At 34.2% G+C, this 25,076-nt stretch carries 18 protein-coding genes; 9 read left to right on the forward strand and 9 right to left on the reverse strand.

Features of this window, described 5'->3' with window-relative positions; genetic code table 11:
• Positions 1–9 precede the first annotated feature (9 nt).
• Both FPG59_RS01465 and FPG59_RS01470 read left to right on the forward strand, forming a co-directional pair.
• Entirely contained in the window at positions 10–717 is a 708-nt protein-coding gene (locus FPG59_RS01465) for a LytTR family DNA-binding domain-containing protein (protein ID WP_086452840.1), read from the forward strand.
• Between the two features lie 105 nt (positions 718–822).
• Positions 823–1,170 (forward strand): hypothetical protein, encoded by a 348-nt coding sequence (locus tag FPG59_RS01470; RefSeq protein WP_086452841.1) that lies wholly within the window; start codon positions 823–825, stop codon positions 1,168–1,170.
• 495 nt (positions 1,171–1,665) lie between these two features.
• On the opposite strand, the gene FPG59_RS01475 is transcribed toward FPG59_RS01470, so the two are convergent.
• The gene (locus FPG59_RS01475) at positions 1,666–3,726 is read right to left on the reverse strand and encodes a tetratricopeptide repeat protein (protein WP_086452842.1); all 2,061 of its coding nucleotides are present in this window, start codon (positions 3,724–3,726) and stop codon (positions 1,666–1,668) included.
• Positions 3,727–3,879: 153 nt separating this feature from the next.
• Here FPG59_RS01475 and FPG59_RS01480 point away from each other — a divergent pair, with 153 nt between their 5' ends.
• The 3 genes from FPG59_RS01480 to FPG59_RS01490 are packed head-to-tail and all read left to right on the forward strand — an operon-like array spanning position 3,880 to position 6,671.
• The gene (locus tag FPG59_RS01480; RefSeq protein WP_086452843.1) at positions 3,880–4,170 is read left to right on the forward strand and encodes a hypothetical protein; all 291 of its coding nucleotides are present in this window, start codon (positions 3,880–3,882) and stop codon (positions 4,168–4,170) included.
• A 24-nt stretch (positions 4,171–4,194) separates the two neighbouring features.
• Positions 4,195–5,475 carry a sugar isomerase gene (locus tag FPG59_RS01485; RefSeq protein WP_086452844.1) on the forward strand — a complete coding sequence of 427 codons (1,281 nt, stop codon included), beginning with the start codon at positions 4,195–4,197 and terminating at the stop codon, positions 5,473–5,475.
• Between the two features lie 17 nt (positions 5,476–5,492).
• Entirely contained in the window at positions 5,493–6,671 is a 1,179-nt protein-coding gene (locus FPG59_RS01490) for a glycosyltransferase (protein ID WP_086452845.1), read from the forward strand.
• Here FPG59_RS01490 and FPG59_RS01495 read toward each other — a convergent pair.
• The 3 genes from FPG59_RS01495 to FPG59_RS01505 are packed head-to-tail and all read right to left on the reverse strand — an operon-like array spanning position 6,668 to position 12,526.
• The gene (locus FPG59_RS01495) at positions 6,668–8,221 is read right to left on the reverse strand and encodes a glycoside hydrolase family 2 TIM barrel-domain containing protein (RefSeq protein WP_086452846.1); all 1,554 of its coding nucleotides are present in this window, start codon (positions 8,219–8,221) and stop codon (positions 6,668–6,670) included. The two genes, FPG59_RS01490 and FPG59_RS01495, sit on opposite strands and share 4 nt — an antisense overlap.
• The gene (locus FPG59_RS01500; RefSeq protein ID WP_086452847.1) at positions 8,205–9,434 is read right to left on the reverse strand and encodes a hypothetical protein; all 1,230 of its coding nucleotides are present in this window, start codon (positions 9,432–9,434) and stop codon (positions 8,205–8,207) included. The genes FPG59_RS01495 and FPG59_RS01500 overlap by 17 nt, the downstream gene beginning before the upstream one ends.
• Positions 9,434–12,526 carry a hypothetical protein gene (locus FPG59_RS01505; RefSeq protein ID WP_086452848.1) on the reverse strand — a complete coding sequence of 1,031 codons (3,093 nt, stop codon included), beginning with the start codon at positions 12,524–12,526 and terminating at the stop codon, positions 9,434–9,436. Before FPG59_RS01505 ends, FPG59_RS01500 begins: the two co-directional genes overlap by 1 nt.
• Positions 12,527–12,670: 144 nt before the next feature.
• Between FPG59_RS01505 and FPG59_RS01510 the strand changes: the two genes are divergently transcribed.
• Both FPG59_RS01510 and FPG59_RS01515 read left to right on the forward strand, forming a co-directional pair.
• On the forward strand, positions 12,671–13,843 hold the full coding sequence (locus tag FPG59_RS01510) for a glycosyltransferase (protein ID WP_086452849.1): 1,173 nt from the start codon (positions 12,671–12,673) through the stop codon (positions 13,841–13,843).
• Between the two features lie 121 nt (positions 13,844–13,964).
• Entirely contained in the window at positions 13,965–14,678 is a 714-nt protein-coding gene (locus tag FPG59_RS01515; RefSeq protein WP_086452850.1) for a PH domain-containing protein, read from the forward strand.
• A gap of 93 nt (positions 14,679–14,771) precedes the next feature.
• Here FPG59_RS01515 and FPG59_RS01520 read toward each other — a convergent pair whose 3' ends face one another.
• Positions 14,772–16,157 (reverse strand): hypothetical protein, encoded by a 1,386-nt coding sequence (locus FPG59_RS01520; RefSeq protein ID WP_086452851.1) that lies wholly within the window; start codon positions 16,155–16,157, stop codon positions 14,772–14,774.
• A 19-nt stretch (positions 16,158–16,176) separates the two neighbouring features.
• Positions 16,177–18,438 (reverse strand): TonB-dependent siderophore receptor, encoded by a 2,262-nt coding sequence (locus FPG59_RS01525; RefSeq protein WP_086452852.1) that lies wholly within the window; start codon positions 18,436–18,438, stop codon positions 16,177–16,179.
• Positions 18,439–18,577: 139 nt separating this feature from the next.
• Here FPG59_RS01525 and FPG59_RS01530 point away from each other — a divergent pair, with 139 nt between their 5' ends.
• The gene (locus tag FPG59_RS01530; RefSeq protein ID WP_086452853.1) at positions 18,578–19,564 is read left to right on the forward strand and encodes an AraC family transcriptional regulator; all 987 of its coding nucleotides are present in this window, start codon (positions 18,578–18,580) and stop codon (positions 19,562–19,564) included.
• Positions 19,565–19,654: 90 nt separating this feature from the next.
• Here the strand turns inward: FPG59_RS01530 and FPG59_RS01535 are convergent, their stop codons facing one another.
• The 3 genes from FPG59_RS01535 to FPG59_RS01545 all read right to left on the reverse strand — a co-directional run bounded on the left by FPG59_RS01535 (position 19,655) and on the right by FPG59_RS01545 (position 23,000).
• Positions 19,655–20,755 (reverse strand): DUF4407 domain-containing protein, encoded by a 1,101-nt coding sequence (locus tag FPG59_RS01535; RefSeq protein ID WP_086452854.1) that lies wholly within the window; start codon positions 20,753–20,755, stop codon positions 19,655–19,657.
• A gap of 177 nt (positions 20,756–20,932) precedes the next feature.
• The gene (gene pckA / locus FPG59_RS01540) at positions 20,933–22,534 is read right to left on the reverse strand and encodes a phosphoenolpyruvate carboxykinase (ATP) (protein ID WP_086452855.1); all 1,602 of its coding nucleotides are present in this window, start codon (positions 22,532–22,534) and stop codon (positions 20,933–20,935) included.
• A gap of 64 nt (positions 22,535–22,598) precedes the next feature.
• Entirely contained in the window at positions 22,599–23,000 is a 402-nt protein-coding gene (locus tag FPG59_RS01545; protein WP_086452856.1) for a DUF423 domain-containing protein, read from the reverse strand.
• Positions 23,001–23,180: 180 nt separating this feature from the next.
• On the opposite strand from FPG59_RS01545, the gene FPG59_RS01550 reads away from it, so the two are divergent.
• A complete protein-coding gene (locus FPG59_RS01550) occupies positions 23,181–24,551 on the forward strand; it encodes a saccharopine dehydrogenase family protein (RefSeq protein WP_086452857.1) in 1,371 nt (456 codons plus the stop codon).
• The last annotated feature ends 525 nt before the right edge of the window (positions 24,552–25,076 follow it).

Raw genomic sequence — 25,076 nt, forward strand, 5'->3', positions numbered from 1 at the left:
AATAGCTATATGAATTGCATTATTGTTGATGATGAAGAAATGGCAAGAGCCATAATAGCTCAATTTGTAACTAAATCAACAGATATTGAATGTATTGGAGAGTTTTGTAGCGCCATAGACGCAATAAAATTTTTGAATCAAAATCATGTTGATCTTATTTTCTTAGACATTCACATGCCAAATTTCACTGGTTTTGATTTTATTCAAACCATAAAAAATCCTCCGCATATTATCTTAGTAACATCTGACAGAGATTTTGCTATTGAAGCCTTTGAATATGAATGTATTGTAGATTATCTTGTAAAACCTATTACCGAGTCACGTTTTTTAAAAGCCGTTCACAAAGTCTTAGCAATAAAAACTGACGAGCCACAAGTAAATACAACGATACAAGCTGAAGAAAAGCCTGATCATTTTTATGTAAACATAGATCGAAGATTGATTAAAATAGACAATAACTCAGTGAATGTTATTGAAGCAAAAGGAGATTATATTCATATAAAAACAGATAATAAAAATTACATTGTACACTCTGCAATGAAAAAAATAGAGGATATACTTCCAAAAGATATATTTTTAAAAATTCACCGTTCCTTTATAATCAATGTTACAAAAATTATCGATATTGAGGATAATAGTGTTCTCATTGCAAAGGATGTTATCCCAATAAGTAGGTCAAACAAAACAGAACTTTTAAAACGAATTAATGTTTTGTGATATAAAATATTTACTACAATTTTTTTAAAAAAGTGTATTTCATCGATTATTTTTGCATTTAGTCTATAATGTTGTTACTTTAGATCTGTATTTAAAATAACAATTATGAAAGTAAATCTACCCAATGCAGTAACTTTAGCTCTTGATTCTTCAAACAATGAGTTATCCGGTTATTTTTTAGTATCCACAAAATGGACTGTAATGAATGATGTTAATATTACTTTCGTAAGGAAAAATGCGTTAGGTTACTGTTACAATTTAGATTGGGCAGGTCCATTAACTAAGCATGAAGTTATAAAGTTAAGTATTAACAACCCCTCTATTTCTATTGTAAGTATTGCCACAATACGACCTTTTTTACAAATACTGGATGATGTGGTATACCTTCCTAACACTGCCGAAGCGCGCAAAGCAATTGGTATTGATAATGACGATTTACAATTAGCAAACTAAAATAAAAACTTATACCAAAAATTATTCTTACAAAATTTCATTTACCTACAGTCTTAAACCGTTTACCGAAGGTTATCAATCGTTTATCGAAAACATTACTTTCTATCTTTAGTTTGAATGTATCTTTGTAGAGCAATTAGGAAGCAAACCCTTTTTGATCCCAAATCAAATTTTTTAAATACTGTTTTAATGGATTGTGAAAATAGTCCTTGTTAGTATAAATAGTTTTTTAAAAGCAAGTTTAATTTTTTAGTTTCATTGTTGAGTTAGTAAAAAAAGACTGCTGCCACGAGCAGTCTTTTTTGTTTTTACTCGAAACTAAACTTTGATACTCAAGTAAGATTTCATGATTTCATGATTTCATGATTTCATGATTTCAAGTTGTATTTTACAGCAAAATCAAATCAATTTTAATATTTATAGTGAGGTTAAGCAAAATAAAGAAAGACTGCCTACAAGCAGTCTTTCTTTGTAAATAAAATGTATAAGTGGGTATTACTTGAGGGTAAACAAAGGTTCACGGGTTAAATTCCATTTTACTCTTAAACCAAATTCATTAAAAGTAAACCCTGAGGCCGTGGTAGAGGCAATATTACTTCGGGTTACATAAATATTACTCAACAACCTATCCGAGAATTTGTAGCCTAGTTTTCCTTGAATACGATAGGTCCACTGTTTTGTATTGTCTTCAATAAACTGATAACCTGTTGCTAGGTTTGCGTTGTAAAACCAGGATTTAGACTCAATAATTTTTTCGTCTTTTAAAACTTCTAGAAATAATTCTACCGCATTAAACTTCTTTGGACTAAAATAATCAGTAGGAACACGATCTTTAAAAGCTATGTATTGATAGTTTAATCCACCTTTTAGAACAGGTTTAGAGAGGAAGTTATAGTAAAAAGAGGTAAATAATAAATTACGATTGTTGTTATCTGTTTGCGAAGTGAAAAAATATTGAGTAAACCAACCAAAATTAAAGTTGGTACTCAAATTATAATTTAAATAGTAATTGTTGGTTGCAATTTGCTTGATAATAAGATCAGTGTTAAAGTTTTGCATTTCACGTTTGTAACCCACTTCAAGATCCTGAAGTTTCATAGGCTTCATTTTGAAATATGTATGCAGCAAGAGCTGGTTATAACTAGTGTTTACGGAGCTAGCACTGTTTACACCAGCTTCAAAACTATAACTAATTTTAGGGTGTAATTGATAACTTGCACCTAGAAGATAATCATGACTTATAGCATTTATTAACGTAACAGTATTGTCTGTTTTACGATATTGATAAGTTGCATTTACAGTCCATTTTGTTGATAAAGGCAATGTTATTGCAGTTCTTGACGCAAGCGCAGTGTTGTTTCCGTTATCAAATGAGTAGCTTAATTTTTCTTCGATAAAAGGAGTAAAATCCTCTTTCATTTTTTTTATAAATTGAAGAGCATCTCCTTGATTGTTAAAAATAGATAAGGTTGTTAAGGCTGCCTGATATGCCATACTCGTTTCGCCAGAAGCTTTGTAAGCATTCGCAATACCAAGATTTCCATCAAATGATTTAGTGTCGTTTTCTAAAATGTTTTTATAATAGGTGATGCTCTCTGGGAAATTACTTTTGTAAATATCTAGCGTAGCGGCAAGTGATAAAACCCAATTTTCATTGGGGTATTTTAGGAGTAACTCTTCAATATATATCTTAGCTTCTTTATATTTTTTATTCCATATCAGGGCTTGTACATAGCGCTCTTGAGTTTGTTTTTTTAAATTTTCATCAGTAATACTTTGTGATAATGATAAGGATTCAGTAGCTAGTTTTAAGGCCTCTTTTTCTTTATTGTCAATATGTGCTAGAAGTGAAAGTCCATTTAATGCCAGAACGGGATGGTCTTTTGATAGTAATTGGTAAACCGCATTGCCTTTGACAATATCTTTTGTGATGAGGTACATGTTTGCCTTATTCATGAGAGTTTCTTTGTCTAATGGAAAATCAACTAATATTTCATCATAAAACGCCTCAGCTTCTGCGTATTTTTTTTCATTCACATATTGGTAACCATACCCTAATTTAATATATTTTCTGGAAACCAAAGCTCCGGGATTTGCAGGTGACAACTCTAGGGCTTTGTTTACGTTTGCTAATGCAGTAGGATATTCTTTTAAGTTTGATAAAGTATTGGCAAAGCCAAGATGCGCTACAAAATTGGTTGGGTTTTTTTGAACAAGCTCGCTGTAGAACACTTTAGCTTCGTCAAATTTTTTGTTCCAAAGCAAAGATTCGGCATAATTTAATTCTATTTCTAAATCTCCAGGATATTCACTCTTTAATTGAATGAAATTTTCAAGTGCTGCTGGAGCTTGATTGTTTAAACCAATTGCTCTTGCATAGCATAGTCGGGCTGTTTTATTTTTTGGATAAAATTTAAGGATATCTTTAAAAAAAAGTTCTGCTTTTGCAAACTCTCCTTTTTCTAGATGGCTAAATCCCACATTCATGTCTTGTGCTTGTAGTGTAAAACTAAATATACTTATAAATACAAGCGCAATTTTTTGTAGTAAATTCATATTGGTTAGGTGTAAGATTCGTTATTGCAAGTTAAGTATTAAATCGTAATATTTCGTCTACACTTTCAGGTTATTCATCTAAGTATTAATGCTTGTTTTTAATAATGTGCGATATTTGGTAACGAAACTAATTCCAACTTCAATATTAATAAGATGGCAGTACACATTACATACAATTCTGGAGTTTATGAAATTAAAGGATTGTTGACTTCAGAAAACAGTGTATATTTAGAAAATCATTTAAACTGTTTATTGTCAAGGTTAAACGGACTAGTGGTTTCATTTGAAAAAGTAGAGGCAATGGATGCGTATACAACCAAAAATATTCTTGCCATATACGATAAAGCCCAAAAAGATGAAAAACCTTTTTTTATAATTGGTAGAAAAAATAAATGTATTTCGGCTTGTTTTGATGCACTTGGCTCAACTGATGTGTTACTGTAATATTGAATTAATAATGTGTCTCAAATGAAACTACTTGCAAGTATTACCTCAAAAATACCCAAAAAACTAGGTCCTGAGCAGCTTTTTATGTTGACTATATTATTGGTAAACGGGGGCAATTATTTGTACAATCTTATTTTGGGGAGGCTTTTAGGTCCCGAAGCATTTTCTGATGCTGCTATATTAATTACACTCTTACTGATACTTTCTTTTGTTGGGATGACTTTTCAAATAGTAGCTGCAAAATATGCTGTTCTTTTTCAAGAGAATAAGTTGTTGTTGTTTCTTAAATTTATTTTGAAATATGCTGTTATACTTGGAATTATTCTAGGTTTAGGTATTGTGGTTTTTCACAAAGAACTTCAAGCACTTTTTCATACTCAAACCGCCTCTATGTTTTATATTTTTGGTTTTGGTGTTCCCTTGTATTTTGTCATGAGTGTAAATAGGGGTTTGTATCAAGGTCAAAACAACCTTTCTCGATTAGCTACTACTTACCAAACCGAAATGGGGAGCAGGTTGTTATTTACAATTCCGTTCTTATTGCTTTTGCCTTCAATTCCTAGTTCTGTTGTAGTTTCGGTGGGTATTTTACTGTCTTTTATTGCTGGATTAGTTCCATTTCAAAAAACAATGTTTAGTAAAGCAGAGGCTAACAGCAACGCTAGTATTAATCACAAATCTATTGTGGTGTTTTTTGCGTTGACAGCGTTTTATGAGTGTACACAAATCATTATTAATAATTGTGATATCATACTTGTCAAGCATTTTTTTAATAACAAAGATGCGGGTTTGTATGCATCACTTGCCTTAATAGGGCGCGTGGTATATTTTGTAGCTTGGATGTTTGTAATGCTTTTGTTACCTAAAGTGATTCAAATGAAAAAAGACAATCAGGATACGCTTCCTATTTTGCTTAAATATGTGAGTTATATTGTAGTTTTATCTTCCTTTATTGTTTTGTTTACCGCTATATTTCCAAATTTCGTAGTGCAAATCATGTTTGGTAAAGCCTATGTTTCTATCTCTTACTTACTTTGGAAGTATGCGCTTGCAACCTCACTTTTTGCAGTGGCTAATATTTTTGCCTACTACTATTTATCCTTGAATCAATATGTTCCTGTTGTTGTATCGGCAGTCTTAGGATGTACACAAATTGTTTTAATTATTTTTTACCATAACTCTTTGGAGCAAGTGGTTCACATGCAAATTATTGCCATGGTAACTTTGCTTTTTTTCCAGTTGCTTTACTTTATTTATAAAAACCGATTCGAACACAATAAAAAAACCAGCGCCTTAGTATAAAACCAAATTTAAGACACATGAAACTAGCCGTAATTACAGCTTTCCCACCCAGCAAGGTAACCTTGAATGAATATGGATATCACTTAGTTAAAAATTTTGCGCAAAAAAATGAAATTTCAGAAGTGATTTTGCTGTGTGATAAAACTCAAGATGCCAAGCAACTGGACTTTAAAAACAGTGATAAAGTGAAGGTGAGGGAATGCTGGTCGTTTAATAGTTACACCAACATTATTTCTATCATGGATGCCATACGTGCTGAAAAACCTGATGCTGTTTTGATTAATTTACAGTTCATGAAATTTGGCGATAAAAAGGTTCCAGCGGCTTTAGGACTCTTAATTCCATGGATTTTAAGAATGAATTCTATCCCAACAGTTTCTCTATTACACAATATTCTTGAGCAAGTAGATCTAGAAAGTGCCGGTTTTACAGATAATAAACTAGCGCAGCGATTTTATAATTTCGTAGGGACTTCATTAACTAAATTCATACTAAAGTCGGATGTTGTGGCCGTTACTATCAATAAATATGTAGATGTATTGGTAAAGAAATACAATGTAAATAATGTTATAGTAATTCCACACGGAACTTTTGATACCATTGACGAACCTTCGTTTGATTTGGTTCCAGGACCCAAACAAATTATGGCTTTTGGGAAATTTGGAACTTACAAAAAAGTTGAAATATTAATTGAGGCAGCAATTCTTATAAGACAACACACTTCAGAACCGATAGAAGTAGTTATTGCAGGAACTGATAGTCCTAATACTCCTGGTTACTTAAAAGGAGTTCAAGAAAAATACAAAGACACGCCAGGGATTAGATTTACTGGATATGTTGAAGAAAAAGATGTACCAGTTATTTTTGGTGACAGTACAGTTGTTGCTTTTCCATATACATCTACCACGGGAAGTTCAGGAGTGTTGCATCAAGCAGGAAGTTATGGTAAGGCAGTGGTAATGCCAGACTTGGGCGATCTTGCTTTATTAGTTGAAGAAGAAGGGTACAAAGGCGAGTTTTTTAATCCAGAAAGTGCCGCTTCACTGGCCGCCGCTCTTGAAAAAATAATCAATAATGATGAAAACCGTAAGGCTATTGCCATGCAAAATTTTATAGCTGCTAGCGCCTTATCTATGGGAACTATTACAGATATGTACTTGTCAACGTTTAAAAAAATTATAAAATCTAAACTTTAATTCGAGATGTATTTATAAGCGGGTTTGTTCTTGCCTTTAACATCAATGAACCCAAATTGTTTTTGTCTGTTTTTTTGCCAAGGCCATTTTCCAGCTACTTGATCCGGTACTTTTGGGAAATCATATAATGTCCAAGACATAAAGGAATAGTTGTTTTTCTTGAAATACGCTTGCATTTTTTGGTGGTATTGGGCTTGATTCTCTAAACTACTTTCCCATAAATTCCAAATCCCGCCGTAAGATGGAACTCCAAATTCTTGGATTACAACTGGTTTTTTTAAAGTTTTAATTAAAGTATTGGTTTCATACTCTAAGTGTTGCATGTCATTATAAAAGTGATACGAAACAAAATCTACTTTATCAGCCAGTTGTGAGGCTGCTACAGAGTTTGACCAGCCAATAGTTATTAAATGATTAGGATCATTTTCTCTGACAACCGTTACCATGTGGTCAAGCCATTGCAAAACATTTTCTTTACCTCTGTTTTCAAAATCTAAATTAGGCTCGTTTTTTAAATCCCAAGCTATGATTGCTTTATGGTCTTTAAATGTTGATACTATTTGCTCTGCATGTCTGTGTGTTAAAGTCCAACTGTCTAATGAGTAATCGCTGTAAAAATCAAATAAGGTTACCATAACTCCTAGATTTTTGGCTGCAGCCAAATCTAAAAGGGTTTTAAGTTTAACCATCTTTTCAGGATTTATATTTGCTTTCCCAAAATCATCGTATTGAATAAAAACCCGTATAGAGTTTAAATTTGATTTTTTGATGATGTCAAAATCCTTTGCAATAGTATCCTTGTGAAATTGTTCCCCAAAGGTATCCCAAGCTGAATTTTTTGGATAGTAATTAATTCCTTTGATTACAAATTGTTTTTTGTTTTTAAGAATTTTATCCTCCTGAATACTGTACTCGGGCTCTGGTTGTATGGAGTCTTTAGCAAATGGAGAGGGTTCCATTTTTTGAAAATGACGCACACGCCAGTAGCCATCTTCAAGCAGCATCATTACTTTGTATGTTGCGGTGTCTTGTACCGTGGTTAGCAACTTTTTATTGAGATAGATTTTTTGAAATTCAATTACGTTTTTATCTGTAAAAACAACTAGTTGCCCGTCTTCACTGTAGAATTCTAATTCAGGAAAATGTTTTAGTGTGGTGTTTTCTATTGTAATTTCTTGGGCTTTATTATGTTGAATGACTTTGTATAGATTATCACGAGTATTCATGGTATAATAATCGTCAATGCCTTTTGGGGTGTTATTTTGTAAGGCTTTGTTTTTTATGTGCCAAGAAAAAAGGTAGTCCCGTTCAATTTTTCCTAGTGTGTTTTTCTCCATTTTACGCGCTGGATTTTCAAGTTTGGTCCAAGTTACTTTGGGTAGATAAACATCCTCACTTTTTGTTTCAAGGTGTAACATGGCACTTCTGTCAGCACCCGTATTCAAGTAATCCAGAATTTTTGCCATACCAAATAGCGTAAAAATACTAATCACGATAAACGATAGTATAAAGGCCGCTTTGTAAATATTTCGGTTATTGATAATTTTCATACGGTATGGATTCAGTTTTCTTGGTTACGCCAAGAGTGGTAATTTCAAATTGATAAGCGGATTGTTTGTAAAAAGGAGGCAATAGTATAAATGTAGCTAATCCTTTGGCACTTTCAACAATTTTTGTTTCTATTAATTTATTTTTATGAAATATTTTTAGCTCTACTTTTATTCCATCAGGAACTATTTGATTCATGAAACTGGTTAATGGTCCTACCACAATTTTTCGATTTTTTTCAAGAAATTGATAGGGAAAATCTTTTATCAATGGTTGATACGCAATTTGTATGGGTCTGCTCTCGGCCATGCCCGTAACATAGGCTTTTACCGTATAAATTTCTTTGTGATCCGGATGCAACAACTGTGCAATTGCCACGCCATTTATTGTGGCTGCAAATGTTTTAAGGAAATTATTATTTTTTGTAGTGACTTGAAATGTAACTAAGGTTCCGTCTCCTACTAAATTGCCAAATTGATCCTTAATCACCGAAGTTTTTAGTTTGGTAATTTGGTTTCCATCTGCAAATTGATGGTTCCTAGCATAATCAATAGTAAAGTTTGTGGCTATTGATGGCGTAATTTCGGTTTCGAATTCCTTTGATAATGCCGTATTGCATTGTGTTGAAATGAGCATTTTCCCCGAGATTGTTCTAGAGTAAATGTTTTTCCATGCTATAAAATCATCCGTTTTCTTAGTGGTAACAGTAATGGCATCTAGGAATTGATCTTTTATAAACACAGTGGTGTTGTCTGTTTTTGGGTTGTCATAACTGTCCGTGGGGATTGCAACCATCATCGTGTAATGTTCTTGTCCTGTGAGAATGGTAGTTGGACCCAAATAATTTTCAATCAAAGTGGGCGTGGCATCATTAGGTATAATTTCAAATTGTCCAGCCGCAATATTCTTTCTATCTTGGATAAGATACCAAGAAACGGTTCCTGTTTTTTTGGCATACAATTCGGGAATACTAAACCGCAATTTATTCTTGTCAACTTTTCCCTTAACGATTGTTTTTCCGTAAGAATGAATCAAAAATAAATCAGCGATTTTAACCGCTTTTAGTGAAGAAAACTGGAGCAATATTGTGGTTCCCGCAGTAAATTTTTTTTGGGATGTATCCAATGTAATTGTAGCTGCAGTGCTAGTTGTTTTTACAACTGCAAAAACAACTAGGCAACAGATACAAAGGAGTATGACTGCTATTTTTTTCATTATTTAGGATTACCAATATAGTTGTTCAATTCAATTTTAACATAACTAAAACCTTTTCCGTTTACTTTTTGTAAAAGTTCTTTCTCCATGGCCTTATTTCTATTAGGAACAATAGTTTGCGCAAGATCTTTATTGGGTAAACCATTTACAAAACAATTTTTTAGCGATGAAAGTATTATTTTACAACGCGTTAAGTCAAGTAATGGATAATCAAAATATTGCTTGCGTTGTACCCGAATACCTTCTCTAACAAAATAATGATCAACGTATAAAAGTTCTTTTTCTTTTGTGTAATAAGACACAATCAATTCTGGAACGGTTACTTCTTGAATCCCATAATTAAAAAGTGTACCCTTAAGATGGTTATTTTCTACCACAAGGTCAGAAAGAGCTACTTGTATATAAAAATCTGTTATGGCAACATTTCCTGCTGATTGAATGTCAAAGTTAGACGGTGTTTCGGCAATATTTTTAGGGGTATATTCATTAGGGTTGAATGTGGTAGGCTTGTGTACTTCTTTTTTTAACCAAGAAATCTCTTCAAAGTTTACTTTAAAACTAGTCGTTTCTTTAGGTAAAATTTTATGTTTAATAGCGTCTTTGGCATTGAATGTTGCCAATTCTTTGTCGTATTTATTATACAAAGTAGACTTTACAATAACATCTGCAGGACTGTTATCAAGGTTTTGTAATTCCCCTACAATCATGTATTCATTGTTATACTGAATTAATTTGGCCGATAGGATTTCAAGCTCTGGTTGCTTTAATACATCCTCATGATAGGTTTGTTGGGTCGTAATTTTTCGTCGTCCTTGTTTGTAATACTCTGTTAAATTGCTAGATAAAAATTGATCAGGTGGAATGTCTAATGGCATTTTTTGAGGAAGTATAAACCATTTTCCGTTGCGATTGATAGTTTCGTGATAGTAATCCTTATTGATAATTTCTAAGGGTGTAATCCATTTTGTTTTAGCAACTAGCGTTGTTCTCTGATTTGCTTTTTTAATAATTTTAATTTCTATGGCATCTAGTTTTGCATATGAATTTAATATTCCATCAGCAACAGATGTTTCCAGCATGAATTGTGATATCGAGAGTTTACTTTTTGGGTCAATAAAAGAATGTGCTTTTTCATAAAACTTAAAATCGAGAGCATCATAATAGCTCTTAACTACATTTTCGGGGCTTATTTGGGTAGCATTGGCGATGTAAGTTTTATATCCGCCAAAAGCCATAATGATGAACAACACGAGAACCCAAAAATGTAAAACACCAATGAGTTTTAGGGGAAACTGGGTATAGGAAACGTTAAACTTAAAAAAGTCTGGTTTTGGTTCGTCTTTAACTTTTAAGGCTTTAAAAAATATACTTTGCACATTCACAACAAAGGCTATGATAATGGTAAGTATTGGTATAATGCCCCACATTAGTTTAAGGTATACTGGAACCTCATCTTTAGGAAGTACTTTTGGCAAAGGAGCAATATTAAGTCTTTCCCAAACCATAATGCCGTTTTCTAACTGGGAAAGGCGGTGCCATCCACAAAAGTAAAGTATGGGATCATAAAATTTATCATTAGAAAACACATATTTTAAATTGTATTTTTCGGGTACGGTTAAAAATTGTTGCAAAGAACCAATTCCTTCCATACCTCGAAATTTAGAATTCTCAAGTCGCTCTATTGCTCGTGAGGTAAGCTCGGGTAATCTTCGGGCGGAATGGTAATTTCCATCAACCGTTTTGGCATTGGTTTGTGAAGATAACGTTGCCATTTGGTCCCCAAAACCTAGCGGCAAATACCGCCATTGATCGTGTTGATCTTGATTTAAAAAGTTGACTAGCGGGAGTGTATTTATTTTTTGGGGTTGAAAAGGTCTAAAATAACCTAGAGTAATTGTAAAACTGGCAAAAAATAAAAAAGATCCTGCAAAGGCTGCGCCAAGAATTCGATGGTAAATATTCCCAAATTTATTTTGAATAGCTGTTTTTAAATCGCCTTCAATTAAGCGGTATACAAACTCTCCAGACATGGGTAAACTCATAATAGAAGCCCAAAGGGTAAAACGGTCAAGCGTAAGAATGTTAAACGCATTTTCTCCTAAAACCTTAAGCGGTATGGGCGTTGTACCACCAGTTCCTAGTATAGTGAGCAAGGTGATTGACAATCCAAAACAAATGTATCTTTTGCTGAAATAACGGTAAAATACATAGGGTAAAATAAAAAATAGGATTCCCCAGGGTATGACAAAAAACATTAACCCAGATGAGGTTACTTCTAGAAAATTATCACGGCTGCCATGAGGTATGGGTACTTGCGTGATAGGGTTTGCCTTAGAATTTACCCAATACGGAAAAATACAAAAGACAATAAGCACTAGTGAACCAGCTCCAAAAATGATTATCCTTTTTAAGAGTTTGAACAAGGTTTGTACAAATAATTTGAATCGTATTTCCTTATAGGAGTTTACCTTTTCCCGAGATACATCCATAACGACGGTACCTATCAAAGGGAAAATAAAGAAAACCATCCCAAAAATAGGGGTTACATGATGGGAACAAATGGTTACCGCAAGCAATGAAAAGGCACTAAGAAGGTTCTTGATTTTGCCAGTTTTTATCCAAAGATAGATTTCGGGCATACAGTGCATTAATATTGACACACCCACGATGCTGGGCAATTGTCCAAAAATATGCAAGGTTTCTACAAACGATGACGAGAAAACGGCTACTAAAGCAGCATAACCAGCTACCGTTCTATCGGCAGTAATCAATAGGGTATAGCGGTAAACTCCTGTTATAAACAAAAGAATACCGATAATGGCCACGGTAAATAAACCAAACTTTAAACCACCTAGTAGCGATAATAATCCTATTGCTTGATGCACAAGTGGCGGATACCCCATTACTGTAAAACCGGTGTACCAACTGTAGTTCCAGGGTTCGAACCAACTTGTAGCATAATGATTAGCAAAAAACATATGAATCAATGCGTCATACGTACTTTCTAGTGTGAAAAATATGGCACTACCATGAAAAACCACTCCTATAAGAAGGGCTACAATTAAATATTTATTTGATTTTTCAGTAGACATCCAGTTTGTATTGATGTTTTTGTAAATGTATTAATAAAACTGTTAATTTAACGCTAGATGGCAGTCATTAACAAAGATTTTATTGTGTATTTCAAATCAAATTTGATATATTTACGATAACCAATCTATCTTAAACTCATAAGTATGAAAATATTAATTATTGACGATCAGGAGTTAGTGATACTCTCTTTAGAAAAAAGCCTTGTCGATTTAGGTTACGAAGTATTTTCAGCGAATACCATTTCTGATGGAATTAAAAGCTATGATTTGCATTTGCCCAATCTTGTTATAGCTGATATTAACATGCCTTATTCTAATGAAAAGGAAATCACTAAGGAAGATCTTAATGTGTACAATGGTCTTGAAATTGCAAAACACATAAAAGTAGTTAGAGGGCATAATACTCCCGTTATGATTTTATCGGGTAATACAGAGGAGGATATTATTGTAAAAGGATTTGATTTAGGAGTTGATGATTACATGAAAAAACCACTCAGTCTAAGTGAGATAGGAGCGCGTGTAAAACGGTTGATAGGTGTTGGCGGTAAGCCGGCTAAAATAACGCAAAAAAATCAAATCATTCAAAACAACTGTATTGGGGTTGTAATTCCATGTTATAATGAGGAACTTCGTTTGTTAGGGGACGACTTCAAAGCTTTTATTAATTCAAATTTAGGATACCATTTGTGTTTTGTAAATGATGGTAGTAAAGATAAAACCCTTGAAGTTCTTGAAAAATTAAGAGAAGGAAATGAAGATCACATTAGTATTTATGATTGTGAAAAAAATGGAGGCAAAGCCGAAGCAGTACGATTAGGGATGCTTCACCTAGCCAAACAAGATCAATTTGATTACATCGGTTTTTTAGATGCGGATTTATCTACAGATTTTGAAGATTTTCATGACCTTGTAAACACCATATCTACATCAAATTTTAAATTAGTTAGTGGGTCTAGAATGGCCCGTATGGGTGCTGATATTACTAAAGAATCTGCTCGTGCCATTATTAGTAAAATCATTAATTTTATCATTCGAAAAACAATTGGTATGGAATTTAATGACACGCAATGTGGTGCTAAAATCATGAGTAAAGATGTGATTGAAAAAACCTTTCAAACCAAGTTTTTGACCAAGTGGTTGTTTGATGTAGAAATTTTAATGCGAATGAAACAAGTGTACGGGGACGAAGAAACTAAAAAACTAGTTTGTGAACAGCCCTTAAAAAGATGGATTCATGCTGATGGATCTAAACTTTCTTTTAAAGATTCCTTGAAAATTGTATTCCAAATAGGCCAAATTGCTATTCACTACAGATAATTGTGTAAAATTAAATTTTAAAATAAGGAGACAAAATTACACACCTTGAGTGCAAAAAAAATAAAATTGGTATTACTTTTGACAGCGTATTAATACAAAGTCTAAAACTACTGTAAACAAAATGATAGATCAAATTAAAAAATTTTTAAACGAAGACCAAGATCCAAAAGCAATTGAAAAAATTGCTGCTAAGCTGAGTGATTTATTAATGAAAAATGAGGAAGTAGGGTATATAGCGGTACAAAAAAAACCCGCTATTACGGTCTTACCAGACAGTATTGTCCTTACTAACAAGCGTATCATTATTTGTCAGCCTAAAAACCTTGGGCTATCTATGAATTTCATTGATTATACTTGGGATGAAATAGAGGGAACTTTTGTTAAGGAAAACATTTTAGGATCTGAGTTTTCATTTACTACACGCACTAATATGGAAGTATCTATTGATTATATTCCAAAAATACAAGCCCGTAAAATTTTTACGTATGCCAAGGAGCAACTTGATATTTTAAAAACAGGAGCGGTAAGTGCTATAACTGTAGAGGAAGCGCAACCAGCTACCGTTGTTCCTGATGCTGAAATCATAGAGGAAATGGAAACCGAAGAAGTAACCAGTTTTGCCGAAATCATGCCTGTAACACAGCCACCAGTCTATAATTATGAAAAGGAACAAGCGCAAGCAGCGCCAGAAACAAGTAAGGAAGTAGGACTTGCCGGTTTATCTCAAGACGAATTGTTTGAAAAACTACAGAATTATAAAAAACTACTCGATAACGGCTTGATTTTACAAGGCGAATACGATGCCTTCAAGAAAGAAATTTTGAGTCACATGTAATAGTGTTGGAGTCTTAAAGTCAAAAGTCCTAAAGTCAAAAGATAGTTTACTTTTGATTTTAGGACTTTTATTTTTTTAGTTTGAAATATAATTCTAGTAGGCACCTAAATAAAAACTACCCGAAGCTGCTTTTAGTTTTGCACCTTTTGTAATAGTTTTAGTTCTCCAGTTTACAATGTAAATATTACCATCTTTACCAGCCGGAGTAAAGGGTAAATACACGTTATCACCTACAAGGCCTATGTTTTGAAATTGTCCAAAAGTAGTTGTTAATGCGGGATCAGTTTCAACTTCTGTTGCTAACTTTGTTGCTGTTCTAGTATTTAAATCTATCAAAGCAACATATCCACCATTAGTTCCTGTTACGGTGTACATCACAATTGCAATTCCGTCTTTAATATACCTCCACGCTTTAATACTCGCTCCTGTAGTATTTAATGCAGTGTTCAAATTAAAATGATAAGATGGGTCATATTCGTTGGTTGCTTTACTGATACTAAGAATGTCTGGACCAGCTGTAGCAGTTGCTTGGTACAAATTGCCATCAGTACCTACATACTGTGTCAAGGTGCGGTAACCTAAGTTATCAATGATGCTTTTATCAGAAATGATAATTTTCGGATTTTTTAAAGAAGGATAATCCACCACATACGAAACTGTTCCTAAATCTCTATTCGTAGTAGTTGCCCAACCTGTAATGGCGCCAGTTGTAGCATTTGTAGTTACGGTACCATTAACATTATGTCTTCTTATGCCGACACCTATGAACAGTTTAGTTTTCGATTCGTTTAAAACGGGTACATCCGCTCTCCAGATGTGGTATCCCTTTGATTCTAAATCGGCTCCTAAATCAACATTGATCGCTCCAGTATTTGTAATTGCTGTATTGTTCAAGTCAATATTGGCAATTTTAATTACTCCTTTTGGATTTCTATACACATAATTAGGGGCTGTTCCTGTGAAAGGTTCTAGTGCATCTCCAAACGAGACACCTACACCCACACCTTCTGCTGCTTTTACCCAGCGTGGTGATGTACCTAAAATTACAGAGGTGTTCAATTCAGATCCTACTTCTTCAAATTTTCCAGCGCCAGTTACGCTATATTTATTAAAAACACCGCCTTCAGTACCAGTATACTGAATATTGTATAAAAACTTTCCATCTGCTGATGCTTGTACGCGAGCAGTGCGGCTTGATTTTAATGCAAAACCTTCCACGTAGGTAGACCCGTTCAGTTTGAATAAATCAACTACATAATCTGGATTTGCTGCATTTTGAGGTGTTATTGCATAGGCGCGTGTTCCTCCGTTACCAGCCGTTCCTGCTGCATCTGGGAACGATCCCGTAAGTGTAATCCATCGTGTGGCATCAACTACTGGAGTTGTAACTGTTTCTGAGTCGTCATTGCTGCAACTTCCTAAAGAAAATGCTGTCATTACAGTACTTAAGACTGTTATTTTAAATAGATTTTTTTTCATGATATTGGTTTTAATTTGATTATAAAAATGTACTAAAGGTGTAATTCAATTTGAAATAGATTCCTCTACCAGGTTTTTGTATCGAGAAGTTGTCGTAAATCTCGGCGTTCATAATATTTTTTACGTCTACACTAGCAATGAGTTTTTTAGATGGAAATCCGTAACTTATACTGATGTCATGAGTGAATTGACTTGGAGTCAAAGACCAATCAGGTTGTCCCCACACTACATAATATTCACCCACAAAACCGGTGTTGTAGTAGAGATTGAGTACCGAATTTTTTTGCAACACATTATTAAGTCTGTATTGAATATTGGCATTGGCCGTCAAAAAAGGTTCGTTTGGGACTTGTTGTCCAAAAAAAGTATGTGGTAAACCGTTATTGTCTCGTTCTAGCTTGAATACATTATTAAATTTCGAAAAATTTACAGAGGCATTCAATTTGTTGTTATACACGTAGATAATTTCGGCTTCAAAACCACGGGCTTGGGTTTTGCCAAGATTTACATATCTTGTGGTTTGGATATCAGCATCTGATTCCTCTTCAATTTCAGATACATCAACAGCTTGCTGTGTGATTTTGTTAAAGCCGTTTCGCCAAAAGGCATTTGCATAGAAAGATATTTTGTGTTTTTTAAAATCAATTGGACCCCATCTAAAACCTAAATTGTAATTGATGTTTTTTTCTGGTTCTAAGGTAAGGTTGGACAAGATATTAATTTCAGGTGCTCCAAACAATTGATTTTCGGTTGGCATGATATAGGAGTTTTCGGTTGAACCAATGACAAAAAGTTTTTCAATCATCTGATAAGAAGCTGTTGCACCATAGCCAAAATTATAGTCTGACGTACTACTTTCACGCTGTACAATCGTGTTTACTCCATCAGTAGTCACAATCTCATATTTTGTTTGATTCGTTTTGTTTGTAGTGTACTTACCTAACAAATTGGTAATTAATTTTTTGTTGAAACTTTCGGCTTCATAGTTTAAGGAAACAATATTTTTTGTAACCAAGCTTTTGGTAGCAAGTTCTCTGAGGGAAGGGTTTAACAAATCTTCATCTTTTCTGTTGGTCGCTTCGAATTTATGATTTAGAGAAATACGATGTCCGCTAGTAATCAGATAACCTAAGTTTGATCTTGCATTTGTAATTTTTCTATCGGTATTGGTAATTGTTTTAGGACCTTGCTGTCCGCCATTGGTACGCAAAGGAACTCGCTCGCCAAACTCAATTACTTCTCTAATCGTTCCGTCCCAGTTGTATGCATAGCTTATGGTGTCTTGCAGGTAGGTGCTACGTTCGCTTCGTACCGCATTGATATTCAAAGCTAAATTTTGAACTAAAAAGTTTTTCTTAGTATAATTTAGTAGTAATGCATGTGATTTAGTTTCGTTAAATCGGCCCACATAGGGTACAGCCATAGTAATTCCGTGTGGAATCTCAGTGTAATTGCTTGATCCGTTATAACCTATGAAAAATTGATCAGCACATTTCGTATCTGTAAAGCCAGCTTCAAAACGTCCCCCTACTGCTTTGTACGTATTGTTAAATCGTTTGGCTCTATAAGGTCTGGTAATTTGCTGTAAGTGATTTACAAATGTGGTCGACCTGCCCCAAGTTTCAAAACTATTATCTGTGTAAGTATAAAAAGCAGAACCTCTAAAGGAAAGACCCGATTTTTTGTCTCGCAAAGTAACCCCTAAATCAGATTGTAAAGTTTGAAACGAGCCGTAGGATACTGCTGCAGTTGCTGTATTCTTAGAAACATCTTTTTTTAGAACCACATTTATTGCTCCTCCTACATAATCTCCTGTTAAATGCGAAGGCAAAATACCTTTGTAAACCTCAATACGTTCAATCATAGCGGGAGGAATATTATTTAAATTGAATGAGGAGCCAAAAGTTGATATTTCTATTCCGTCAATAAACATTCCTATAGCACTGCCAGACATTCCGTTTAAGTTGTACTCTACATTAGATCCTATGCCGCCATTTTGCCTTACCCTAACTCCTACAGATCGATCTAGCAATTCATTAGTAGTTAAGTTGCGTAAGGAGGCTTCCTTGGTTTCAATAATGGCTACTGCAAAACCACTTGTCTCTAATTTTTGTTTTTTAGGTTTTCCTTTTACGATGACGCTTTTTAGGTTTTCAGTAATAGTGTCATTTGCGTTAGTTTTATCAATTTTAAAGTTTTTGTTGTTAGTGTTGCTTGTTTGCGATAAGGCGGGGAGCAACGTAAATAGAAACAACAAGAGATAGGTATATTTACTAAACATGTTTTTTTTAAATGTAATATTTAACTAAAAATAATTCTTAATTAGACTTAATATAAATAATTTTGTGCAAAAATACCTCCTTCATTCCTGTATCGAATAGGGAAAAACGGATTATAACTTTGTAAAAACGGATTATATTTTGAAACTTATTTCAAGAATTGTAGAGGAGCAACAGCCTATTTTATCACTAGATACCAATGGGTATGAAAACGCTGGAGGTTTGTTTTGTAGTGAAACTATCCAAGTGAAGAATGATGAAACAGATAAAATTACATTTCAGTGCCATGTAGCCGATGGTGTTATGATAGTTAACGCCCAAATGTTTTTTGCAGCAGCAACAGCCATTGAAGTTCAAATTTTAGGAGAAGCTATTGTGATGAATTTTTTCTCTAGTTCTAATACTGCGGCACAAATAGAAGAGCTTGAGGGTGAAAATAATTCTGTAGAGAATACGCACAATATTTTTTATGCTTCTAATTTTAAGGCTACTTATACCATACCTGCTTTTCAAAAATTAGATTGTTTTTCAATTATTATGGCTCCTGATTACTACTCGAAATTAATAGATGCCAATTGGGAACTTCATGAAGTTTTTTCAAAGCACATTAAATCTAAGATTACGAGTTATTTGTCAAATGAATATGCGCCTTTTAGTTCTGGAATACAATGGATTCTTCATGAAATTAAGACTTGTAAATTTGAAGGGCTTGTGAAAAAAATGTATCTAGAATCTAAAATTAAGGAGCTGCTCATTTTTCAATTAGAGATGTTAACTAATGCAGATTATAAGGTGGTTAGTGAAGATGAAGATAGGGTTAAGCTAGATCAAGCCAAGGTCATCTTGCAGGAAAATTACACAAATGCTCCGTCACTAGCTGCGCTTTCGAGAACTATTGCACTGAACGAATTTAAATTAAAAAAAGGATTTAAATCTTGTTTTAATTGTACTATAAAAACGTATGTAACGCAACTCAGAATGGAACGTGCAAAAGAATTACTTAAAAATGAAATTTTAAATGTAAGCGAGGTGGCGTATCAATGTGGCTACAAAGATGTATCCCATTTTTCGGCTGCATTCAAACAGTTTTATGGATTTACGCCGGTTAGTTTTAGACAAAAGCTATAAAGAAGTTTTCTAGAAAAGGCATAAAGTCGAAAGTCATAAAGTCAAAAGGCAGTAAAATATCTTTTGACTTTATGACTTTCGACCTTTGACTTAAAGCGTTCTCTTTTGCTTCTCTACAAAATTATTAGACTGTAATTCTAATAGATCAGTGGCGTTTTTACGCTGTAGGTCATACAATTTTTTATCATCGGCGATATCAGAATATACTTTGTTATGCATGCTTTCACTTGTTTTTACCAGAAGAGACCTTTGGTATTTGTCTTGTTCAATGGTTGCTTTTAATGCGGTTTCAAGATCTTCTAATTTAAAATCATATTCGCCTTTTGGAGCCAAAAGTTTTGCAATAATTGGCGAGGTTTCAATCGCTAAAAATAGCAACATTATAAAAAACGATGGCAACCAAGGCAACTTGTTCAATGCATTGATTCGGGCCATTAAACCATCAAATCCATCAATAATAGGTTGAGTTTCGGTCACTTTTTTGTCCAAATCAGCTTGTAAAGTTTTTGTGCTTTTTTCCATCTCAGCAATTTTGGCCAAGTTGGTTTTTTGCAGGGTATCTAATTCTTGTTTGGCCAAATCATGCTTGGCAATTTTTTCTTTAAAAACAGGACCTTTCCCTAGCTTTTTAGTTCCTGCTGTTCCTTCTGCCTCTTTGATGTAGGTTTCGTATAAGGTATTAACCTCTTTTTCTTTGGTTGTTATTTCTAATTTTAGCTTATCAATTTCGGCTTTGTTTTTGTCTAAATCACTTTTGAAATAGGTGGCTACTTCTTTTTTATTGGCCAAAGCCATCGCATTTTTCTCTTTCAACAAAACAGTATTGATTTCCTTCTCGAAAATTTTAATTTCTAAGGGTTTCGAGATTACAATGGCAATAATTACTGCTAAAATGATTCGGGGTGTAGCTTGTAAAAATTCGGCACCAAACTGATCTCGTTTTCGAATAGTAGAAACAATAAAACGATCCAAATTAAAAATAAGAAAAGCCCATACAACACCAAAAGCGACGGCGGGATAAACACTATCAAATACGGTGAATAAGGCGTATGCACTGGCAAGAAAAGCCATTACTGCGGTAAAGAATACGGTGGCGCCTATCCCTACATATTTTGTTTGCTCTCCTTCTGAACACGTTTCTAGAAGGTCTTTGTCTGCGCCTGAGCATAGAATAAAAAATTGTTTTAACATGATTGTAGATGGTTTTGATTGATTTGTGTTTTTGTCACAAGGACGTTTTGATTACTTACAAATTTAACGCCAAAAAACGAATCGCATGCTAAAATGTTGATTTCTTTTGTCTTACCACATATAAAAAGTAAAGCCGCTCTTTACGAACGGCTTTACAAGTGTTGAATTATAATTAACTTATGCTAGTGGAGCACCTGCCATAATCTCTGGATTGGCAAATTCTTCAAATTTCGCAAAATTTTCTTTGAATTTTTGAGCAAGTTCTAATGCTTTTTCATCGTAAAGCTCTGGGTTTTCCCAAGTATTTCTAGGATTTAATATTTCACTAGGAACATTAGGACACGATTGTGGTTTTGCAATTCCAAAAACTTTGTGGTTCTCATAAGCTACATTATCAAGCTCACCGTTAAGTGCCGCTGTGATCATGGCTCTTGTGTATTTTAATTTCATACGGCTTCCTACTCCGTATGCACCACCAGTCCAACCTGTGTTGATTAACCAAACCGTTACATTAGCATCTTTCATTTTTTTGCTCAACATTTCAGCATATTTTGTTGGGTGCAAAGGCATAAATGGCGCTCCAAAACAAGCCGAAAAATTAGGCTGTGGTTCTGTTACTCCTGCTTCTGTTCCTGCAACTTTAGCGGTATAACCAGATATAAAGTGGTACGCTGCTTGACCTGGTGTCAGTTTTGCAATAGGAGGCAAAATACCAAATGAATCTGCAGTTAAGAAAAATATGTTTTTAGGATTGTTACCTATAGATCCTGGTTGGATATTGTCTATATGTGTAATTGGGTAGCTTACGCGTGTGTTTTGAGTGATGCTTACATCTTCAAAATCTACTTCATTGGTACCTTCTTTAAACACTACATTTTCAAGGATAGCTCCTTTTTTAATAGCTCTAAAAATGTCTGGTTCGTTTTCTTCGCTAAGATTAATTACCTTGGCGTAGCAACCTCCTTCAAAGTTGAAAACGGTATTTTCATTAGTCCATCCGTGCTCATCATCACCAATTAATTTACGTTCTGGATCAGCTGATAAAGTTGTTTTTCCAGTTCCAGACAAACCAAAGAAGATAGCTGTATCTCCTTTTTCACCTACATTGGCACTGCAATGCATAGGCAATGTGTTTTTGAAAACAGGTAAAATGAAATTTAATGCAGAGAAAATTCCTTTTTTCATTTCTCCTGTATATCCTGTACCGCCTATTAAAACTACTTTTTTAGTAAAGTCTAATATAGCAAAATTACTTTGACGTGTACCATCTACAGCTGGATCAGCCATAAAACTTGGTACACAAAGTACCGTCCATTCTGGTGTAAAAGTAGCTATTTCAGATGCTTCAGGTCGTAAAAACATATTGTAGCAAAACAAGTTTGCCCAAGGAGTTTCGGTTACCACACGTACATTTAATCTGTAATTTGGATCAGAACATACGTAAGAATCACGTACATAAACTTCTTTATTTGATAAGTAAGCAGTTACTTTATTGTATAGTTTTTCAAAAGCAGCAGGCTCAAACGGAATGTTTACTTTACCCCACCAAACTTTATCTTCGCTTATGCTATCACGCACAATAAAACGATCTTGTGGAGAACGGCCTGTATATTCTCCTGTATTTACGGCTAAAGCTCCTGTAGAACTCTCAACTCCTTGACCTGATTGTATTGTAATATTGTGTAATTCTTCTGGAGATAACTGGTAATGAATGTTTACGTTTTCAATTCCTAAATCTGTTAACGAAATCGATTGCGAGAAATGCATAGTATTGTCCATAAATTTAGTGTGTATAGTTACATTTAATAGACTACAAAAGTAGAAATTAAATTTCAGTTAGCCTTTAATTCTGATGATTTTGTGATTTTTTATCAAATATTGATGTCAATAACACAAACCAAGCAATAATTAGTAGGAGACCGCCTATTGGCGTTACGAATCCGATAATTTTAAAATCGAATGAAGTGAGGCTGTTGGTAGCCAAAAGATAAATAGATCCTGAGAATAACGCTACGCCTAAAAGCACTAAATAATATATCGCTTTTTGCTTTTTTTGTGAAAGCGCATCATAGTTCCCTATGAAAAGTAAAAACAAAGCATGATACATTTGGTAACGCACTCCAGTTTCAAATGTTACCAATTGATCTATTGATAAAACTTTTTTCAAGGCATGCGCTCCAAAAGCTCCTAAAATTATAGCAATCATTCCTAAAATTGCACCGCTGGCTATGATTCTTTTTTTCATGGGACTTATATTTAGTACAAAAGTATTTGATCTCAAATGAAATTAAAAGTTTTTGAGGCCTTTGTTTTGGCGAAAGCATGTTAAAAAAAGTGCTTTATTTGTAGGTTATAAATAAAATAATCACACTTCATTTGTTATAAATACAACAATTATGTATGTTTGTGTTATAAATATATAAAAATGAGAACAATTTTAATCATTGGCGCAGGAAGATCGGCCTCTTCTTTAATTCGGTATTTGCTTCAAAAATCGGAACAAGAGCAGTTGCATCTCGTTATTGGTGACTTGTCATTGGCTTTGGCCCAGAAAAAAACCAATAACCATCCTAATGCTACCGCAATCGCCCTTGATATCTTTGATGAAAAGCAACGGCAACAAGCCATTCAAAATGCCAGCATTGTAATCTCAATGCTGCCCGCACATTTGCATATTCAAGTGGCCAAAGATTGTATCACGTACAAAAAGCACTTAGTTACGGCCTCATACGTGAGTGATGCCATGCAAGAATTAGATGCTCAGGCTAAAGCAAACAATCTTATTTTCATGAACGAAATCGGACTTGATCCGGGAATTGATCACATGAGTGCCATGAAAGTGATTGATGAAATTAAGGAGAAAGGCGGCGACATGATTTTGTTTGAGTCCTTTTGTGGCGGACTGGTAGCACCTGAATCAGACACGAATTTGTGGAATTATAAATTTACTTGGGCGCCGCGCAATGTGGTGCTTGCAGGTCAAGGAGGCGCTGCTAAGTTCATTCAAGAAGGCACCTACAAGTACATACCGTATTGCAATTTGTTTCGTAGAACCGAATTTTTGCAAGTAGAAGGTTACGGTCGTTTTGAGGCGTATTCTAACAGAGATTCCCTAAAATACCGCTCGGTGTACGGACTAGATGATGTACTTACTTTATACCGAGGCACCATTCGTAGAGTGGGTTTTTCTAAAGCTTGGAACATGTTCGTACAACTTGGCATGACCGATGACAGTTACATCATGGAAAACTCAGAGAACATGAGCTACCGCGAATTTGTCAACTCGTTTCTGCCGTATCATCCTACTGATTCGGTTGAAATAAAAACCCGTTTGATTCTCAAAATTGACCAAGATGACATCATGTGGGACAAATTATTAGAACTCGATTTGTTCAATCCCAACAAAAAAGTAGGATTAACAAATGCCACACCAGCCCAAATTTTAGAGAAAATATTAACCGATAGCTGGACTTTACAAGAAGAGGACAAAGACATGATTGTCATGTACCATAAATTTGGCTACGAGATAAACGGCAAAAAAGAACAAATAGATGCAAAAATGGTTTGTCTTGGTGACGATCAAACCTATACTGCCATGGCCAAAACCGTAGGTTTACCCGTTGCCATGGCTACATTATTAATCCTGAATGGCAAAATCACCACGCCAGGCGTACAATTACCCATTCGCAAGGAAGTATATGAGCCTATTTTAAAAGAGTTAGAAGAATACGGCGTAATCTTCAATGAAACCGCCATGCCGTATTTAGGATACAATCCTGATAAAGAGTTTAGTTAGTAGTTTTTTTTTAGATTTATAGTTGGATGAATCCGCTCCTTTTCAGTAAGTAGCGGATTTGTTTTTTTAGATAGTTTTATTTTTTTAACTATTTGGGCGTGCCCCTCCGTGAAAACTTCGGGTCAGGCTGTACACTACAATCTTTGTGTTTTTTAAGAAAAAACACAAAGGATTTCTCCCGAAACTTCGGGACCTTTCTTCACGCGAGCCCAGTTTTCAGTTGCTGATTTTTTAATAATTTGTAAGATAATTTTAATATATTTGGAAAAGAAATGGGACTTCATTTGATTGACTGGATACAATCAGTGTCTTTGAGGAATTGTTTCGTGTATAGGTTTAGTTAATAGAAATGCAAAAAAAATGCTGGACAAAACATCATAAATAGAAATGTAATTATGGAAATTATATCAAAAGTAATTTTAAGCCATTTAATTAAAGAAGCGTCCTCCAATTTAAAAACTCTTTTTAATTCAAATAAAATTCAACTTATTACAACATCTGAAGATTTGTTGAACGCATTATATG

Origin of the sequence: Flavobacterium sp. FPG59 (assembly GCF_002150205.1) — a bacterium.
Lineage (GTDB): Bacteria > Bacteroidota > Bacteroidia > Flavobacteriales > Flavobacteriaceae > Flavobacterium.

Coding starts and splice junctions, on each gene's coding strand:
- FPG59_RS01495 (WP_086452846.1), bottom strand. CDS start 8,221: ATGAAAATTATCAATAACCGAAATATTTACAAAGCGGCCTTTATACTA.
- FPG59_RS01480 (WP_086452843.1), top strand. CDS start 3,880: ATGGCAGTACACATTACATACAATTCTGGAGTTTATGAAATTAAAGGA.
- FPG59_RS01485 (WP_086452844.1), top strand. CDS start 4,195: ATGAAACTACTTGCAAGTATTACCTCAAAAATACCCAAAAAACTAGGT.
- FPG59_RS01550 (WP_086452857.1), top strand. CDS start 23,181: ATGAGAACAATTTTAATCATTGGCGCAGGAAGATCGGCCTCTTCTTTA.
- FPG59_RS01475 (WP_086452842.1), bottom strand. CDS start 3,726: ATGAATTTACTACAAAAAATTGCGCTTGTATTTATAAGTATATTTAGT.
- FPG59_RS01535 (WP_086452854.1), bottom strand. CDS start 20,755: ATGTTAAAACAATTTTTTATTCTATGCTCAGGCGCAGACAAAGACCTT.
- FPG59_RS01500 (WP_086452847.1), bottom strand. CDS start 9,434: ATGAAAAAAATAGCAGTCATACTCCTTTGTATCTGTTGCCTAGTTGTT.
- FPG59_RS01490 (WP_086452845.1), top strand. CDS start 5,493: ATGAAACTAGCCGTAATTACAGCTTTCCCACCCAGCAAGGTAACCTTG.
- FPG59_RS01465 (WP_086452840.1), top strand. CDS start 10: ATGAATTGCATTATTGTTGATGATGAAGAAATGGCAAGAGCCATAATA.
- FPG59_RS01510 (WP_086452849.1), top strand. CDS start 12,671: ATGAAAATATTAATTATTGACGATCAGGAGTTAGTGATACTCTCTTTA.
- FPG59_RS01470 (WP_086452841.1), top strand. CDS start 823: ATGAAAGTAAATCTACCCAATGCAGTAACTTTAGCTCTTGATTCTTCA.
- FPG59_RS01525 (WP_086452852.1), bottom strand. CDS start 18,438: ATGTTTAGTAAATATACCTATCTCTTGTTGTTTCTATTTACGTTGCTC.
- FPG59_RS01545 (WP_086452856.1), bottom strand. CDS start 23,000: ATGAAAAAAAGAATCATAGCCAGCGGTGCAATTTTAGGAATGATTGCT.
- FPG59_RS01515 (WP_086452850.1), top strand. CDS start 13,965: ATGATAGATCAAATTAAAAAATTTTTAAACGAAGACCAAGATCCAAAA.
- FPG59_RS01520 (WP_086452851.1), bottom strand. CDS start 16,157: ATGAAAAAAAATCTATTTAAAATAACAGTCTTAAGTACTGTAATGACA.
- pckA (WP_086452855.1), bottom strand. CDS start 22,534: ATGGACAATACTATGCATTTCTCGCAATCGATTTCGTTAACAGATTTA.
- FPG59_RS01505 (WP_086452848.1), bottom strand. CDS start 12,526: ATGTCTACTGAAAAATCAAATAAATATTTAATTGTAGCCCTTCTTATA.